At 63.1% G+C, this 16371-nt stretch carries 14 protein-coding genes; 4 read left to right on the forward strand and 10 right to left on the reverse strand.

Translation table 11 applies throughout. The annotated features are described in order from the left end of the window. Positions 1-3: 3 nt before the first annotated feature. Positions 4-744, reverse strand: coding sequence for a GntR family transcriptional regulator (locus tag AZKH_RS08590; RefSeq protein ID WP_015435361.1), 741 nt, complete (start codon positions 742-744; stop codon positions 4-6). 275 nt (positions 745-1019) lie between these two features. Between AZKH_RS08590 and hydA the strand changes: the two genes are divergently transcribed. Next, on the forward strand, positions 1020-2471 hold the full coding sequence (gene hydA / locus AZKH_RS08595) for a dihydropyrimidinase (protein ID WP_015435362.1): 1452 nt from the start codon (positions 1020-1022) through the stop codon (positions 2469-2471). Between the two features lie 87 nt (positions 2472-2558). Continuing rightward, entirely contained in the window at positions 2559-3638 is a 1080-nt protein-coding gene (gene tssA / locus AZKH_RS08600) for a type VI secretion system protein TssA (protein ID WP_015435363.1), read from the forward strand. Positions 3639-3701: 63 nt separating this feature from the next. On the opposite strand, the gene AZKH_RS08605 is transcribed toward tssA, so the two are convergent. The 6 genes from AZKH_RS08605 to AZKH_RS08630 are packed head-to-tail and all read right to left on the reverse strand — an operon-like array spanning position 3702 to position 11839. Further along, positions 3702-4478: an OmpA family protein gene (locus tag AZKH_RS08605; protein WP_231874492.1), complete on the reverse strand. Its 777-nt coding sequence runs from the start codon at positions 4476-4478 to the stop codon at positions 3702-3704. A gap of 2 nt (positions 4479-4480) precedes the next feature. Further along, entirely contained in the window at positions 4481-5449 is a 969-nt protein-coding gene (gene tagF, locus AZKH_RS08610; protein WP_015435365.1) for a type VI secretion system-associated protein TagF, read from the reverse strand. 14 nt (positions 5450-5463) lie between these two features. Continuing rightward, entirely contained in the window at positions 5464-9225 is a 3762-nt protein-coding gene (tssM, locus tag AZKH_RS08615; protein ID WP_015435366.1) for a type VI secretion system membrane subunit TssM, read from the reverse strand. Positions 9226-9250: 25 nt separating this feature from the next. Then, positions 9251-10666: a hypothetical protein gene (locus AZKH_RS08620; RefSeq protein WP_015435367.1), complete on the reverse strand. Its 1416-nt coding sequence runs from the start codon at positions 10664-10666 to the stop codon at positions 9251-9253. 22 nt (positions 10667-10688) lie between these two features. Further along, positions 10689-10955 (reverse strand): PAAR domain-containing protein, encoded by a 267-nt coding sequence (locus tag AZKH_RS08625; RefSeq protein WP_015435368.1) that lies wholly within the window; start codon positions 10953-10955, stop codon positions 10689-10691. Between the two features lie 50 nt (positions 10956-11005). Continuing rightward, positions 11006-11839: a M15 family metallopeptidase gene (locus AZKH_RS08630; protein ID WP_041657119.1), complete on the reverse strand. Its 834-nt coding sequence runs from the start codon at positions 11837-11839 to the stop codon at positions 11006-11008. A gap of 128 nt (positions 11840-11967) precedes the next feature. Here AZKH_RS08630 and AZKH_RS08635 point away from each other — a divergent pair, with 128 nt between their 5' ends. Continuing rightward, the gene (locus tag AZKH_RS08635) at positions 11968-12696 is read left to right on the forward strand and encodes a hypothetical protein (RefSeq protein ID WP_156822072.1); all 729 of its coding nucleotides are present in this window, start codon (positions 11968-11970) and stop codon (positions 12694-12696) included. A 30-nt stretch (positions 12697-12726) separates the two neighbouring features. On the opposite strand, the gene icmH is transcribed toward AZKH_RS08635, so the two are convergent. The 3 genes from icmH to tssJ are packed head-to-tail and all read right to left on the reverse strand — an operon-like array spanning position 12727 to position 15522. Further along, on the reverse strand, positions 12727-13497 hold the full coding sequence (icmH, locus tag AZKH_RS08640) for a type IVB secretion system protein IcmH/DotU (RefSeq protein WP_015435371.1): 771 nt from the start codon (positions 13495-13497) through the stop codon (positions 12727-12729). After that, positions 13494-14840 carry a type VI secretion system baseplate subunit TssK gene (tssK, locus tag AZKH_RS08645; RefSeq protein WP_041656028.1) on the reverse strand — a complete coding sequence of 449 codons (1347 nt, stop codon included), beginning with the start codon at positions 14838-14840 and terminating at the stop codon, positions 13494-13496. The genes icmH and tssK overlap by 4 nt, the downstream gene beginning before the upstream one ends. 10 nt (positions 14841-14850) lie before the next feature. Then, positions 14851-15522 carry a type VI secretion system lipoprotein TssJ gene (gene tssJ, locus AZKH_RS08650; RefSeq protein ID WP_083903036.1) on the reverse strand — a complete coding sequence of 224 codons (672 nt, stop codon included), beginning with the start codon at positions 15520-15522 and terminating at the stop codon, positions 14851-14853. Between the two features lie 173 nt (positions 15523-15695). On the opposite strand from tssJ, the gene AZKH_RS08655 reads away from it, so the two are divergent. Next, positions 15696-16280, forward strand: a complete 585-nt coding sequence (locus tag AZKH_RS08655) for a tetratricopeptide repeat protein (RefSeq protein WP_156822073.1) — start codon at positions 15696-15698, stop codon at positions 16278-16280. The last annotated feature ends 91 nt before the right edge of the window (positions 16281-16371 follow it).

The following is a 16371-nucleotide window of genomic DNA, read 5'->3' on the forward strand; positions in this document are numbered from 1 at the left end:
GGGTCAGCCGGCCAGCGCCGCTTCCAGGTCTAGCTCTTCCGGTCGGGCACGCTTGAGATCGAGACAGGCTTCGACGTGTTCGAGGTGCTCGGCCATCAGTCGGATCGCCTCGGCTTCGTTGCCATCAGCCAGTGCCTGCGTGATCTCGGCATGCTCCTGGTCCCGACATGCCGGCACCGATGGCGCGTCATAGAGGAAGATGATCAGACAGGTCAGGGAAGCCAGTTCGTGCATCAACCGCGCCGCCAACGTACTGCCCGACAGTTCGGCAAGCAGCACGTGGTATTCCCCCGATAGCCGGATGATCGCCCGCCGGTCCCGCGCCGCCCGTGCGTCCTCCTCTGCCTGCACATGCTCGCGCAGGCGCGCAATGATCCGAGGGTCGGCCTTGTCGATGACACGCCGCACGACCAGCGCCTCCAGTGGCTGGCGGACCTCGAAAACCTCTCGCGCTTCTTCCACCGTTGGCTCGGCGATGAACGCCCCGCGATTGGGGTGCAGGACAACGATACGCTCAAGGGCAAGCCGTGCCAGCACCTGGCGTACGCGCGCGCGGCTTGCGCCGAAAATCTTGGCGAGTTTGTCCTCCCCAAGCTTGGTGCCCGGCGGCAGACGATGCTCCATGATCGCGGTCACGATGCGCTCATAGATTTCCTGGTCGCTGCTTGTCGCATCAGCAGGCTGCGTCGGATCGTCGCCAGCCTGAGCGACGGGTTCGTCCTGTTTGCCCGCCTTCTTTCGCATCTGTCCTGTCCCTTCAGTGTGTTTCGGCCCGTGAGGACCGAGTTCTGGGATTCTAAATTTCCGCGATCTGCTTGCGCAAGGAACCATCCACTTGTGTCGCCAGTGGCTGCGCCGGATTGTTGGCGATCGCAGGGGGCGCTGTGCTTGGCGGTACGCACGTACTGCGTCGGCTATTTACACATTCATGGGTTGAAATGTCGAAATTACTTGATTATATTGTCGACAATAATAGCGACTGCAACGCACAAAGACACCGACAGACACCGGAGAAGACAATGGAAGAACTTGACCTGGTCGTGCGCAACGCGCACGTCGTCACCGCCGCCGACGAGTTCGACTGCGACATCGGTATCCGCGACGGCGTCATCGTCTCGCTCGCCCGGGGCCTGCCCGCCGGTCGCAAGGAGATCGACGCCGCCGGCCGCTACGTCATGCCCGGCGGCATCGACGGCCACTGCCACCTCGACCAGCCGATGACCGACGGCACCAAGATGGCCGACGACTTCCACTCGGGGACGGTATCGGCGGCGTGCGGGGGCACGACCACCGTGGTCCCCTTTGCATGCCAGCTCAAGGGCCAGTCGCTACGCGCCGCCGTCGAGGACTACCATCGCCGCGCCGAAGGCAAGGCGGTCATCGACTACGCCTTCCACCTGATCGTCAGCGACCCCACACCGGACGTGCTGCAGCGCGAACTCCCCGAACTGATCGCCGAAGGCTACACCTCCTTCAAGATCTACATGACCTACGACGATCTCAAGCTCAACGACCGCCAGATTCTCGAAACGCTCGCCGTAGCCCGGCGCGAGGGCGCGCTGGTGATGATCCACGCCGAGAACACCGACTGCATCGCCTGGCTCACCGAACAACTCCTCGCCGCCGGGCACACCGCGCCGCGCTTCCACGCCGCGTCGCGGCCCATGCTCGTCGAGCGCGAAGCCACCCACCGTGCGATCTCGCTCTCCGAGCTCGTCGATGTGCCGATCCTCATCGTCCACGTCTCCGGCAAGGAGGCCGTCGAACAGATCCGCTGGGCACAGGGCAGGGGACTTCAGGTGTACGGCGAGACCTGCCCGCAATACCTCTTCCTCACGAGCGAGCATCTCGACGGCGACGACTTCCACGGCGCCAAATGCGTTTGCAGCCCGCCGCCGCGCGACAAGGCCAACCAGCAGGTGATCTGGGACGGCTTGGAAAACGGCGTGTTCCAGGTCTTCTCGTCCGACCACGCGCCCTTCCGTTTCGACGACCCGCAAGGCAAGAAGGCCGCCGGCGAAAACGCCTCCTTCGACCAGATCCCGAACGGCATCCCAGGCCTCGAAACCCGCCTCGCGCTGCTCTTCTCCGAAGGTGTCCTCACCGGCCGCATCGAGCCGCAAAGCTTCGTCGCGCTCACCTCCACCAACGTCGCCAAGCTCTACGGCCTCTATCCGCGTAAGGGCAGCATCGCCGTCGGCGCCGACGCCGATCTCGTAATCTGGGACACTGACGTCAACCTGACGATTCGGAACGAGCAACTCCATCACAACGTCGACTACACGCCGTACGAAGGCATGAAACTGCGCGCCTGGCCGGGCATGACGATTTCTCGCGGCGAAGTCGTATGGTCGGCGCCGCATGCGCAAGTCCAGCCCGGCCGCGGGAAGTTCCTCCCCTGCGCAAAGCCGACACCGGCACGCCCGCGCAGCGAACGCAGGCTTTCCATCGGCGGGGCGACGCAGGGCTGACCCCTTAGGCGCGTCCCCGACCGTAAACCTGCGCGACCGGTACTCTCGAATTGTTTAGAATATGTATTTTGCGTATTCGAGAGTGCTATGAATCTGGATGAGCTGCTTCGCCCGCTGGACGGCGAAGCCCCGTGCGGCAGCGACATGATGTTCTCCGTCGAATTCGACCAGATCAACGAGGCGCGCCGGTTCGACGATCCCTCGCTCGCCCAGGGCGAGTGGATCGCCGAGCACAAGGAAGCGGACTGGGCGCGCGTGGTCCGGCTTTGCGAAGACCTGCTCTACGGCCGGACGAAGGATGTGCGGGTCGCCGTTTGGATGGTCGAGGCGCTTGCCAAGACGCGGGGCCTTGCCGGAATGGCGGAGGGTTTCCGCGTGCTCGCGGGCCTGTGCGAAGCCTACTGGCAGCACCTGCATCCGCAGGCGGAAGGCGACGACATGGAGCCGCGCATCGGTAACCTCGAGTGGCTCGCCAACCGGGCCACCCGCCTCGTGCGCGGGTTCCTGCTGACTTGCTCGCCGAAAGGAAATTATTCGACCATCGATTTCGAATCGGCACGTGCCCTGGCCCAGAGCGTCGAGCGCAATCCCGGGCAATCCGACGAACTTGTCCTGGGAGCGAGGGTAACGCTTGTTCAGTTCGAGGCGGCACGCCGCGAAACGGCGTCGCAGCATTTTGTCGACGGCGTGCGCGATGCCGAACTCGCGAGCGCACAGGTGCGCCTATTGCAGATGGTGCTCGATCGTTTCCTCGGCCGCGAATCGCCTTCCTTCGCTGCCGTGCTTGATGTGCTGGACGACTTCCGCCTGCGCATGAAGCGATACGCAGGGGAGGCCGGTGCGACCGATGCGCCTGCCGAAGTTGCGCCCGCCCCGGTTGCCGGGCGCGCGAGCGCCCCGACGTCCGCCGTCAGCGGTGTCGCGACGCCTGCTGTCGCAGGAATCTGGTCGCGAGCGCAGGCCATTCGGCAACTGCAGGAGATCGCAGCGTTCTTCCGGCAGACCGAGCCGCATAGCCCGGTCGCCTACCTCGCAGACAAGGCCGCACGATGGGGCAGCATGTCGCTGCACGAATGGCTGCGTGCGGTGGTCAAGGACGACGGCGCATTGCTCCGCGTCGAGGAACTGCTCGGCGTGGACCCCGGCGTGGGCGAATCGGGTCACTGACCGAAGGCCGCGCCGATCTTGCGATGCCCCCGACGGGAGTCGGGCACATCGCGGCGGCGCCCGTCAATTCATCAAACTGAACTCGATCCGGCGATTCTTCGCCCGCCCTTCGACGGTGTCGTTGGAGTTCGCCGGCCGATCCGGGCCGGCGCCGACCGCCGTCAAGCTCGCCGCCGAAACCCCCTTGGCGATGAGGTAGTTTCGGACTGTCGTGGCCCTGGCGAGGCTCAGTGCAACATTGGCCCCCCGATCCCCCGTGCTGTCGGTATGTCCGATGACTTGCAGCTTCGGATTGTTGAGTTGCCGGATCGCCTCCAGCATCTCGTCGAGGATCGCCGTCCCCACCGGAGTCAGCGTTGCCGCGCCGAGCTCGAATTCCACCACGCGGTTCGACAACGTCTTGTCCAGGAGCGATTGCCCTCCGTTGCCGACGACCAGTGCATTGGTCACGGTGTAAGTCGGATTGAGGGCGTTGGCGGCATTGGCCGCGACCTGCTGGCGCAGTCCGTCGTTGGCGACACGCCCCTTCAGCGTCACCTGCGTTCCCGTGACCTGCAATTCTCCCTGATGCACCTGCTTCAGGTCCGACTGAAGCAGTTTTCCCATGTAGCTGCCCCAGTTCGGAGGCGCGACGACGTTGGTCACTTCCATGCGATCCACCACCGCGGAAGCGCCATAGAGTTCGCGCATTCGAGCGAGTATTGCTGCGCGCGAAGCCTCATCCGGAACGGCCCCGGAAACGACGACCTGTCCGCCGGGGACAGGCTCGGCAAGGGCGTGGGCGGAAAAAACGTTCAAGGCGACGGCGGCGGCGACGAGGCAGCGCATCGAAATTGGCATGGTCATTCCCCGAGGAAAACTTCCCTGAACGTATTCAGCGCGGCTTCCAACGTCAGCGATGGTTGAGCAAGGTAGGAGGCGAGTTTGGCGACGCCGTAGTCGTGAGTCAGGTCCGGGTGCTCGTCGATCCACTCGGGGTCGTCGAGTGCCACGGTCGTTTCTGGGGCAAGGGCAGGGGACAGCGCAGCCAGCAGGGTGTGTGCCGATGCGCCATTGAAGCCGATGGTGAGGCGCGGTGAGCGCGCATCGCGGGAGATCAGCACCTGAATCTCGATGGCCGTCTTGCGCAGCAACGCTGTTACGAGATACAGCCACAGTCCGGCAGCCAGGTAGCGCTGCTTCGGGGCATGGGGCAGCGGCATGCTCAGCCCTTTCTCGATCGCCAGCGCTGGATTGCCGAGTACCGGCCGGAGCAGGATGCCGACGGCGAGGATGGTGCGGCGCACCGCCTCCGGCGATTGTGCCGGCGAAAGGGACGATGTGAAGTCGGCCAGGGTCGTGCGGCGCACATAGTGCCCCAGCGGGTCCTCGCGCAGTGCCTTGTCGACAGCTGCAGCACAATCGAGTGCGTCGAGCGATTGCATGACCGCGCCAATGTCGGCGCCGTCGGTCGCCCTTTCCGCCGCCATGCCGAGCTCGCCGAAGGAGTGCAGGAGCCCGGCCGGGCCGCAGCGAAACATCAAGCTGTCGTCCCGCTCGATCGCCGCCGAAGCGATGAACGGAAAGCGTCTCCCGGAGGCGTCCCAGCTCGGCCGCAAATGGCCGATCACCGAGACCCGGTTGCGGGCCCCGACGAATGCGAAGTCAAAGGCGGGCGCCCGATCGTACGCGATCTTCCAGGCGGGATCCGTCGATAGTAGTTCCATCCCGGCGGACATCCAGCGATCGAGCACTTCGATTAACTGGTGTTGGCCGGTTCCCTTCACGAAATCGCCACGCGAAGGGATCTTGCCGAAGCAGGTAGCGGACATTGACGTTCTGACCTTTAACGCGTAGCCGGGCCGTTGCCGGCAACGGCGACTGCGGCGGGCGCGGCACTGCCGGCGGGATCGCCGACCACCTCCTCCGGCAGGCGCAGCCCCGCGAAACCCCGTTCGTTGGCGGCGTTGCCGTCGCCGGCCCGTGCCTGCGGATTGCTCACGACGCGAAGATCCACGCTGATCGTCGTATTGTCGTTCGACCACGTGAGCTGGAAGCTGCCATCGGGCTTGCGGGTACGTTGTGCCGAGTTGATCAGCTTCTCGAGACCGAAGCGTCCCGCAATGTTCACGATCTCGACCACGCGTCCGTCGAAAGTCGTTGCAGTGATGCGCGCTCCGGGAACCCCTGCAGGATTGGGCCAGACGAAATTCGACCACTGCGCGACACCGTTGCGATAGAGCAGCTTTTGCCCGTCGATTTCGACGCTGTACTCGGTGGTGCCGGGCGAGGGGTGCGGCAGCAGCATGAACACCGTTTGCGGCTGAGTGCCGCCGCCATCGTTCGACGCCGCGCCTTCCAGCGGGCCGACCCATCGCGCGAATCCCGCGACGAATTCGGGACGCAGCGTCAGTCCGATATCGCCCCAAGTACGCGGCGCCACCGTGTTGCCGCGGCGGACGACGAGCGTTCCGAGCGATGCATCGACGAACTTCGCGATCGCGCCTTCAGGACCGAAGATCTGTCCGATTTCCGTTGGTGTCGCTTCGATGCCGGCCGATGACGCGAAGGGGTACTTGATGGCGAGTTTCTGGTTGAACGGTTCGACAACCTGCGCCTGCCAGGTCTTGTTCACCTCCTGTTCGGCCGGCTTTACGAGTGCATGGAAGGTCTGCACAATCGGACGGACCAGTAGCGGTCGTAAGACGGTGCGCTGATCGTCTGGCAGACCGGTCAGCATCTGCTCGTCGACGAGCCGAAGGGTATCCGCGAACTCGGATTCGCCACCGTCGAGCGTCGCCCGCATGAGCTTGGTCGCGCCGGGGCCCGGATCGCCCTGGTTCTTCAATTGATTGAGCCGAGTGCGGACTTGGCCCAGCTGTTTCAGGTAGATGTTGATCAGTGGATCGCTGCCGTCGCGCGGCATCATTAAGCGGCCCAGGCCGGCAAACTCCCGGCCGATCGGACCCATCGGGACTTCGAGTTTGGCGGCACTCACGTTGACGTCGAGTTGCACCGGGCTGGGCGCCATGCGCAGGATCGAACGCTTGAACCATTCGATGAAGCCGGTCTGGGCGCGTTCGATGCCCACGTTCGCAATGGATGGGTTATCCCATGAAGTCTGACCGAAGATGAGCTTCAGCAGCGTTCCGATCGGCGAATGCTGCGGGTCGCCGAGGCGGTTCATCGCCGCCGTCGCGTCCGGCAAGGTTTCGAACTCGGCAATCGTCACGCCCTGCACGAATCGCTTCCACTCTTCGGCGTAATCGGCCTTGTACATCGCCACGAGGGATTTCTGGATCTGCTCGGGGCTGCCTTCGAGCGTCAAATCGTCGCGGGCGGCAGTCCTCAGAACCCAGTCGGTGCTGTTCTGCTCGCCCGTCGCAGCATCCTTGATCGCGCCTTCCACATATTCGCGCCACGCCTCCAGGGTAAATGCTCCCGATACCACATGGCTGCCGGCCACCAGATTTGCATTGTCCGGTCCGACGGTGTTTGCGACCGAAATCGGCGGGAAGCGGGTCGAGGCGCGGGCCTTGATGTCGGCATAGACGCGTTCCGCAGCGGGCATTCCGCGCACTACGTTGCGAAGGTTATCGCGGGCCTGGTCCACGATCGCGAGGTTGTTCGTGATCGTCGGCCAGTCGGCGGCGTTGACGTGTGCCAGATAGGCGGACAGGATGCGCTCGCCGCTGCGGATCATCTGTTCCCGGCTCATCGCACCGCGGTTTGCTTCGAGCCAACTCCGCCAGAAGCGCGTCACCTGATCAGAGAGATGGCCGACCTCGACGTGCTCGCGGTTCGCGAGCATCAGGTAGGTCTTCAATGCGTTATACGCATCTTCGACGTTGGTCGGAACCGCTTCGGTGTACGGACGGTTCGCTGCTTCGATGGATGGGGCGCTGTTGAGCTCGTGCGCCTTCAGTTCCTCCGCATGTTGGTTCACATCCGCGAGGAAGCGTTCGAGGTTTTCCTTTACGGGTTTCAACATGACGCCCTCGACGCCGGCAAAGAGCTCATGCCTGAGCTTGTCAGCGACAAGCTCTCCCTGATAAAGGCCGAGGCCGAGCGAAATCGGGTGGCTATCGTTGAAACGTTCGAGTTGTTCGAGGCGGTCCTGAAGGATCTCCAAGGCCTCCATGCGTGATTGCAGGTCCTGGCGCCCTTCCTGGACATGGACGATCTTGATCAGGTCTTGCTCCACGTTGGCAACCAGTTCGCGGTTGTTCATGTAGGACCAGCCCCACGCCCCGAGCGCGAGCCCCAGCATTGCCAGGCTGGTGGCGATGAAGGCCAGGCGCAGCCGGACGCTTTCCCGGCTGGCGTATTGGCGCACGAGGTTGCGGTCCGCGAAGATCACCCGGGCAAAGAGATCCTTGAGAAAGAAGCCGTGGTTGGACGCCGTGCGCACGGGCATCGGCCCGTCGCCTTCGAGGCCGAACCGCCGGACGACACGCGTGTCCGACAGCGGCCGCGTTTCGCCACTCTGCAGCGCGGAGGTGATGTAGAAACCGCGAAAGACAGGTTGGAACTGGAACGGGTTTTCCTCGAACAGGGTGGCAACAAAGGCGCGCAACGCCGGTTTGACCGACGCGAATTCGGACGGGAAGGTCAACAGTCCAGGAGCGCAGCGTTCTCCGCTCGTCTGCGACAGCAGCGCCACACTGAGCGCCCGCAGTCCTTCGTACAGCTCGTCGAAGCGCGCATCGAATTGCGCGACGAGATCATTTCGCGGCTGTGCTTCGTAGGGGAAAGTCGCTCCCCACACGCGGTCGCGTTCGTTCCAGTCCACATCCTGGAAGAATTCATGGAATCCCGGGATCAGGTCCGCCTTGGAAAACATCACGTAGACCGGGGCAAAGACACGGAGTCTTTCGGTCAGCTCCTGAATCCGCTGCCGCAGATTTTTCGCCAGTCCGATTGCGAACGCGGGGGGATTGCCGATCAGCTCTCCGATGCTGACGGTCACGATGATGCCGTTGATGGGCGCGCGCGGCCGGTGCTTGCGCAGCAGATCCAGGAATCCCAGCCACTCGTCGCGGTCGTCTTCATACACGGAGTAGCGGCCGGCGGTATCGAGGAGGATGCCGCCCGTCGTGAAGAACCAGTCGCAGTTGCGGGTGCCGCCGATTCCCCGGACGTTAGGCGCGCCGCCATCGTCGAACGGAAACTTGAGCCCCGAGTTGATGATCGCGCTGCTCTTCCCTGCGGCCGGGTTTCCGATCGTGATGTACCACGGGAGCTCGTACAGCGCTGCGGAGCCGGCCGTCTGGCCGAGCTTCGACGTACGGATTGTTCGGATCGCCTCTTGCAGTCGCGCGCGCAACGTCGCGATATCCGCTTCGGTCGCGGCGTGCTTGGCCGAAGCCGCGGCCACGCCCTGTTCGTCCAGCATCCTGCCGATCGCATCGGAAGCCTTCGAGGCTCGCCACCGCTGGAATGCCCAGACCGCAAGCCACGCGAGCACGACCAGGCCGCTTGCCAGTGCCGCCCAGAAGAGCGCGACCTTCAGCGTCTTGGCGCCCAGGAAGAAGAACGCTACGGCCGCGCCAATGCCGACGAACGAAAGGAAGCGGGAGTCAGTCAGGAAGGAGCGAATGGAAAACATGGGATCGATTCAGTGTTTCGCGGAGTCAGGATGGAGCGCTTTCGGAAGCGGGCGGGGGGAAGAACGGGGTGATGAGCATGGCGGCACGTGCGATCGGGTCCTGGTTGCTGACGTACACCACGGGACCGTCGGCGGATTGGGCCTTGGAGTGAGCGCAGGCCAGGACGATCAACGACGCGATCGGCGAAACCGTTCCACAGACCGTGCCGACCGGATGACAGTCCTCGATCGGGTCGATCGCTTCGAAACGATCGTCCAGCGCTGCATGCAATTCGCCGATTCGCGTATCGCGGTGATCGCTGTCGGCGAGCAGCGAGCGGACGTCGGACGCGACGAGCTTGCGATGCGCGAGGAGGTCGTCGATCAGGGTCGCAAGGGGATGTCCGCTGACCCGACCGCGCGCATCGGCCGGCTTGTCGCGTCGAGCCGCGTTCACTCGACTCAGCGTCGTTGCGACCTCGCAGTTTGCGGCGACGGGTGTTCGGGGAGAAGCCAGCAGTAGGCAGGCCGCAGCTTCACCCGGGATTTGGCCGGGCTGGTTGTTTGCAGAGAAGAGGCGCTTCTCGGCGTTCCAGCTTTCGGTGGTGGCCTCGCCGATATGCGAGGTTGCACCGAGCACGAGATGAAGCGTGGGCGGTGTGTCGTCACGTCCTACGCGCAGGATCAGCTCGTCCAGCGCTCGTAGCGTCTCGGACTCGTCCGCGACGGGCTTGAGGTGCAATTCATGTTCATGGGGAAATGCACGCAAATGCCGTTTGTTCAGCCACGCTGCGAGGCGTTCCGGACCCGCGGCGGCCACGGATTCCGGAATCAGCCACAAGAGCTCAAGCGTGGCTGGCATGGTCCATTGCTGGAGAAATTCGCTTGCTTGCGCCAGTGCCGACGGGAGTACCTTGTCTACGAGCGCGAGTGCGCGGAGTTGCTCCGGACTCGCACTGTGGATCCCTCCGGCCGTCCCGGACTCCGCCTCGATATCGGCGAGCACCTCAGGAGTCAGATCGCTCACCCGTGCAGTGAAGATCGGGAAGCCTTCATCACTGCGCAGCGTCGGGTCGAGCTTCGGCCGGTCACCGGCGACGACCGCAGCCAGCAACTCCTCGGCAGAGTTTCCCGCCGACGCGACGACCGAAACGCCGAGAAGCCGCAATTCCGCGAGGCGATCGACGGCATCGCTGCGGCATGTGGCCGACGACTCGGCGCCGGCATCGGGATTTCCAGGGGGCGCTGCAGCGGGAGAGGCGGGATTCTTGAGATGCTCGATGAAGCCACGGAGAAGCCAGAAACTTGCTACCAGCAGCAGGGGCAGTGCGCCCAGACAGAGGAGAAGGTCGCTCGTCGTCGGAGCGAACTCGTTCGCCTGCCACCAGCCGAGCACCAACGCCCAGACCAGTACAAATGTCAGCAGGGCAGTGAGCAGGACTCTTGAAGCAACAGCCAGCATTGTTCTTGATTGAGGGCGAGAGTTAGTCGGTGGTCAGCGATTGGCTGGCGATCAGCGTTGCGCCGCACGCGGTCTTGTCGCCATGACGTGCGGCCGGACGTCCGTCGATCAGCGCCGTCAGATCGCCCGTCACGATCGTCGTGACTCGTCCATGTCCTTTCTTCGGGCAGGTCACCCGGTCACCGAGCCGGGCGATTCCCTTGCCATCGCAATCGCTGCTTTCCGATGCGCTGATCACGACGCCGCCATGGCTGGTCTTGTCACCGAGAAGAATGAAGGGGCGCGACATCGATACTCCGTTCTGGGGAAGAGGTTGCAGCTTGGGGTGGGGGAGGCTTTTCAGGTCCTCGGACTTCCGAGCACGCCGCTGCGCGGCAGCTCGACGTGTCCCAGGTCGCGGAATGACCAGCGCCCTCCCCAGGTCAGCCCGTAGGTTTCGGCGAGCGCTCCATAGAGCTCATAGCCGTGCATGACCCACGGGTCGCGTTCGGAAATGACCACCCGGCCGTCGCGGACGAATGCGCTATCGGCAGCAAGACCGTACTGGTGATAGCTCATGTTGGCGCCGGCACGGGTCACCTGACTGCCCTGCAGCGCAAGAACCGCCTGTCGTTCGGGCGAGCGGTAGCCTTCGATCAGCGTCATTTCGTAGCCGTACTGTTCCCGCATCACCTTGAAGACCGTCAGCAGGCGCCAAGTGAATTCGGGCGACAGCTGTTCCCAACTGCGGTTCGCTCCGGTGATGTCGGGCCGTATCACTTCAACTTCGCGCGTTGTAAAGGCCTCCGGCGGCAAGGCAGGAGGAGGGACCAGGTGCTCGCCGCGCAGGAGTGCGTCGATGTGACGGTCCTGGGATTGTGCGGCGTCATCGAAGGTGAAAATTGTGGGTCCTCGGGCGAAGCTCACGACTGCGGCGGGGGCTGCGACCAGGGCCAATGCAGCGGCCAGCAGCAGCGGATTCTTCTGAAGAAATGCGACGTTCCCGGCAAACGACGGCCGCGTGGACTGGACCTCTCTCCCGTATTCCGGCCTGGCCGGACTCGCTGCTGCCGAGAGCCGTGTCGCCAGCGAGCGCGCCCAGCCGACGATGCGCGTCCTGTGCGCCGGAAGGGATATCAGTGCAACCGCAGCGGAAATCGCGAGGAAATAGATCGAAAGCCAGATGAAAACCAATTCGCATTCCCCGTGGTACATCCCCTGCGCGCAGTAAGCACTTGAAATCGGGGATTGCCCTCGCCGGCAAAAAGACGCTATCTTAGGATGATTGCAAATTAAATGTCTATGTAATAGTACAAATAAATATGAAAATCGAGAGTTTGGAAGCCAGAAAGATAGGCCCGGATTTGTTTTCGGCTGGTGCTGCTCGGCGTGACGTCAAGATACTGAGCGATCTCGATTCAGCGGGCGCCCACGTAGATCCCGGTTCTGATGTTGTCGGATCTCGTGCGGCGATGCTTCTATTCTTCGCGGTGGTGATACCCGCGGTCTTCATGCTAGCGCTCTGGCATCGAGAGCAGACGGAGGCGCTCGAAGTCCGCATGTCTCCAGCGAATGCGGAGCTTCAGTCGGTCGTTGGCCGTGAAGCCAAGATCGCGCAACAGGACACCCTGGCGGGCAGTTCCGTCGGGGATGGTGGAGCCGCTGATGGCGCGGCGCGTATCGTGTCGTCTTCCGTGCCGCAGCCTGCCGAAAGGGCGATGCCGCCAAAGCAGACAGCGACGTCGGTTCCGATTCGGGCGCCGTCGGACGCAAGTACGGCCAGCCGCGACGCGGGCGGGGTAAGGCATGCCGCTGACCAGCCGCCACGCGCCGCTGCGAAGTCGGCCGGTGCCGCGCGTGCTGAGCAGAGCCAGCGTCGTCCCCTGACCCGCGCCCAAGCCGCGGCCACTCAAGGCTCAAGCGCCGGGATCGCTTCGCGCTCGTCTGAGCAGGCAGGTCCCACCGGGCCTGTCACCGTGGCGGCAGAGTCCGACGGCATCCAGCGGGACCTCGAGATCATTACGGCGATCGTTCGGGCCTCGTCGAGGTGAGCGGGGGCGGCACCGGAAGAGGCCCGCTCGTTAGGGAAGCGTGATGTTCAGTGTCGGCGGGCGCGGCGTGAGCTGAACCAGGCCGTCATAGCCGGCGAGCGACGCATGTGTATTGCTTTCCGCCTGCATCGCGAGGCCGACGTATGCGAGCAGGCCGAGCAAGGCAATCAGCGATCCGATTCCCCAGATCGGCATTTCCCACTTCAGCAGATGAGCAATCTGGTCCGGCGCCGCCCAACGCGGCGCAAACTGGGCGCGTTTTCCCTTGAGGTGGAGGAGTTGCTCGCCGAGTTGAGCGATCAGATACTTCAGCTTTTCCGGACCTTCCAGCAGGTACTTGCCCTTGAAGCCCAAGAGTAGGCACAGGTGGAACACTTCAAGAGCCGCAATCCTCGCGGCACCCTCGTTCCGGGCGCGTTCGAGCTTGTCGAAGAAGTGTTCGCCGGCGAGCTGATCGCCGAAGAGCGCCAGCTGTAGCGGACGACGCTCCCAATCGTCACGGATGTTTATTCGGGACGCCAGGATCGACTCGTCCACTGCAGCGCAAAATGCATATTTCGCATCGAAGATGTCGTTCGCGTCAAAATCGTGCTTCTTTGCAAGGCGTTCGAAATCGTCCAGGAATTTCTGGATGCTCTCGCTGAACCGCGCGGCATCCTTGGGCGTCTTCTGGTGATGCAGGAGCATCAGCATGTGAAATCCGTCGTACAGGAGATCGACCAGGCTATGCGGCTTCGTACCGGTCCCGTCGTTGAGTGAGGCGCTTGGGGCGTCGGCGAACAGGGAAGGGGGACTTGTCATGACGTGACGGCAATGAGTTCGAGTTTCAGGTCCTGGTAGCTCTCCGGAGCGTAGATGGCGATGGATTGCGTCTTCAGCATCCGCTCATAGAGCGCTCCGTGCGAGTCAAGGGCGAAGTAGCACGCGCCGGGGCGCACTGGAATGGCGGCGGGTACGTGTTGGGCGTGTGTCAGGCGGACGCCGGACATCGCCGAAAGGACGAGCTTGTCCACATCATCGGGCGCGCCCACTTTCAGCCGGAACGGAATCGTCTCGATGATTTCCGACAAGGGATGGTTGGCCGAGACTGCAAGATAGAACGCTGTGTCCGGTGTGATCTTGTCCGAATCGAGGTGGCCGGCGTGGTACGCCGGTCTGGGATTGGTGAGTGCTATCGAGAAATAGCGCGTCGAGATGACGGTATCGAGCAGATCGCGCAGGATCGCATCGAGCTTCAGAAAGGCCGGGCCGGGTTGCGCGTGTTGATACGCGGGCAGATCCGTCAGGCCGTAGCTGCGCGAAAAGGTCATGAGTCCCCCCGCGAGTCGCAGCAACTCCTGGTACATGCGTTCCGGGTGAACCTCCGGATTCCTGAACAGGTGCATCAGGGCCGCGCACGCACTGCTGACGGTGTGCAGGAGCCAGAAGGACGCGATATCGCCCGAGCGGAACTCGATGATGTGTTTCGACGGTTCCCGGTGGAAGCCATAGAGCGCGTTGGCCTTGGCTTGCAGGGCTTCCAACTGGCGCCGCAGCATGAGTGTCAGAAGCGGCGAGCTTCCGAGCGAGATCGACGGGGGCACAAATGACAGATCGTGCTCGAATCCTCTGCTCGATGTGCGACGCACCCGGATGAGGGGCAAGGTCAGGAACTGATCGCGTGGTTCCTGCTCGGCCTTGAGGAGGGATATCTTGCGAAGCACGGTGATTTCGGCGTCGGCCGCGTCCGTATATAGATCCGGCCTTTCCGTGCCGCAGATCAGGTAGCGGGCGTGACCCGGCTGGGTTTCATCACTCGCGCAATTGCCCCCGTGATTCCGAAGCTGGTGGAGCGCAAGGTAAAACTCCGTCCCGCTCTCTTCATGGACGAGCGGATCGAGCGTCAGGGGGGGCGGAAGCTGATCGACCGCAGGTGCGCAAAACGACTCGCCGTTGGGGAGAATGACGTCGATGCGATTGAAACGAAGCGTACCGCTTTGCAGCGCCTCGCTGTCCACTTCCAATGCCCGAACGCCCCAACCGAAGGGCTGGGCTGTCAGGAGCGCCGTATGGCATAGCGACTCCGTGTACGCATCCTGATGCTGAAAATGCTGGGGGCGGAGGAATAGCCCTTCGCCCCAGAGAATCCTTGGGGAACTTGGCAATGCAGTTTTCCTATGCGTTGCAGCGGGTGCCGGCTGGTGATCTTGCCGATTCCGCCGGGGCTTGATTGATCACGATGCCCGCGCCGGTTGCGAGGGCGCATGCAAGGGCGCCGACCGCGATGCCTTTGTCCTTGGAGGCTCGTGCGTCGAAGGCCAGTTTCCATCGCCCGGTTGAAGGCGCCCGGAACTGACCGACGATGCCAATCGCAGTTGCCCGGGGTGACAGCGTCTGGGGCAATTCATAGGTTCGCCCCGGGATCAGTACAACTTCGCGTGACGACACCAGCTCTTCGGCCAGCGCTGCTCTTTCTTCGTCCGCTGCATTCGCTTGTGCATACGTCATGCGGTTGAACGCCTCTGTCGCACTCAGTTGGTAGATCTTGACGACCAATGAAAGGGGCTTCCCGTCGGCCGACAGGTTCAGCTGTTCTCCGGCCTGGATGCGCAGGGGAACCTGATAGCTTGCTTCCTCTTTGTGTTCGTCCTTCTTTTCGCCGAGTCCCGCCGATTCGAGCGCAAAGGACACAGCAGTTCCCGCAATCTTCACCGCGGTCGTTCCCGCGCATCCCGAGAGCAGCTGGACAGCAAGGACGGCCGCGAACGGAGCAAGGGAACGCGATCGGCCTGAACGGCACCGTCGGCTTCTTTCGGAAATTTTTTTGGCACTTTCTGAAAAGACCATTCGAATATGCAAAAGGCTTGTTAAGCGATGGTCTGGACTGTACTATGCCGAGCTTCTCAGTGCAATTAATAGTAACAATGCATATGCTATATACGTATTTTGGTCGCAGTTTCGAGTCCCGCTGGCTTCGTGGGCGTGGGCGTGTGGGAACAGCAGCCGCCGGGTGCGTCGGATTGGCACTCCTGCTCGGCGGGTGCGCGACAACGAAGCAGCCGCTGAGTCAAAGCGAATTCGTAGCGGCCATGGAGAGTTCGTCGATCAAGATCGACGCCTTGATGGCTGAGAACAAGCAGGAGGAGGCGGTGGGCCTGCTCTCGCGCATGGCAAGTGAGAATCCGGCGCGGAAGGAGCCCTGGGTTCGTCTGGCAAAGCTCCATTTCGATGCGGCAGCCTACGGACGGGCAATCGTGGCTGCAGATGAAGTGCTGCAGCGTGATCCGGCAGATCGGACGGCCAAGAGCGTGCGGGCGGTGAGCGGTTTGCGGGTCGCGACGGAGTCTCTGGCCGAATTGCGGAAGGACGCCGATCTCAGGGGATCCGCTCAAGCGGATGCCCAAAGCCTCGCCCGGAACCTGCGCGAAACGCTGGGAGAGGATGTGCTGGTTCCGGTTGCGGCGATTCAGACCGGTGCTTCGGCGCAGCCAGCGCCCGAGTCCGCTCCGGTGAAGGAGCGGACTCGGAAGAAAGTGGTTCGACCGGCACGGAGTGACGCCGGAGGCCAGGCAACGGGTGCAAACCCTTTCAGTTCGCTCAGATAAGCCCGGCAGGAGCAGTCCGCCGACAGATTGCGCAGGCTGCAATTGTCCCGGGACGCGGGTTGCGATCGATTCGAATACGGTTGTTTGGAGA

The sequence above is a fragment of the Azoarcus sp. KH32C genome (assembly GCF_000349945.1).
GTDB lineage: Bacteria > Pseudomonadota > Gammaproteobacteria > Burkholderiales > Rhodocyclaceae > Aromatoleum.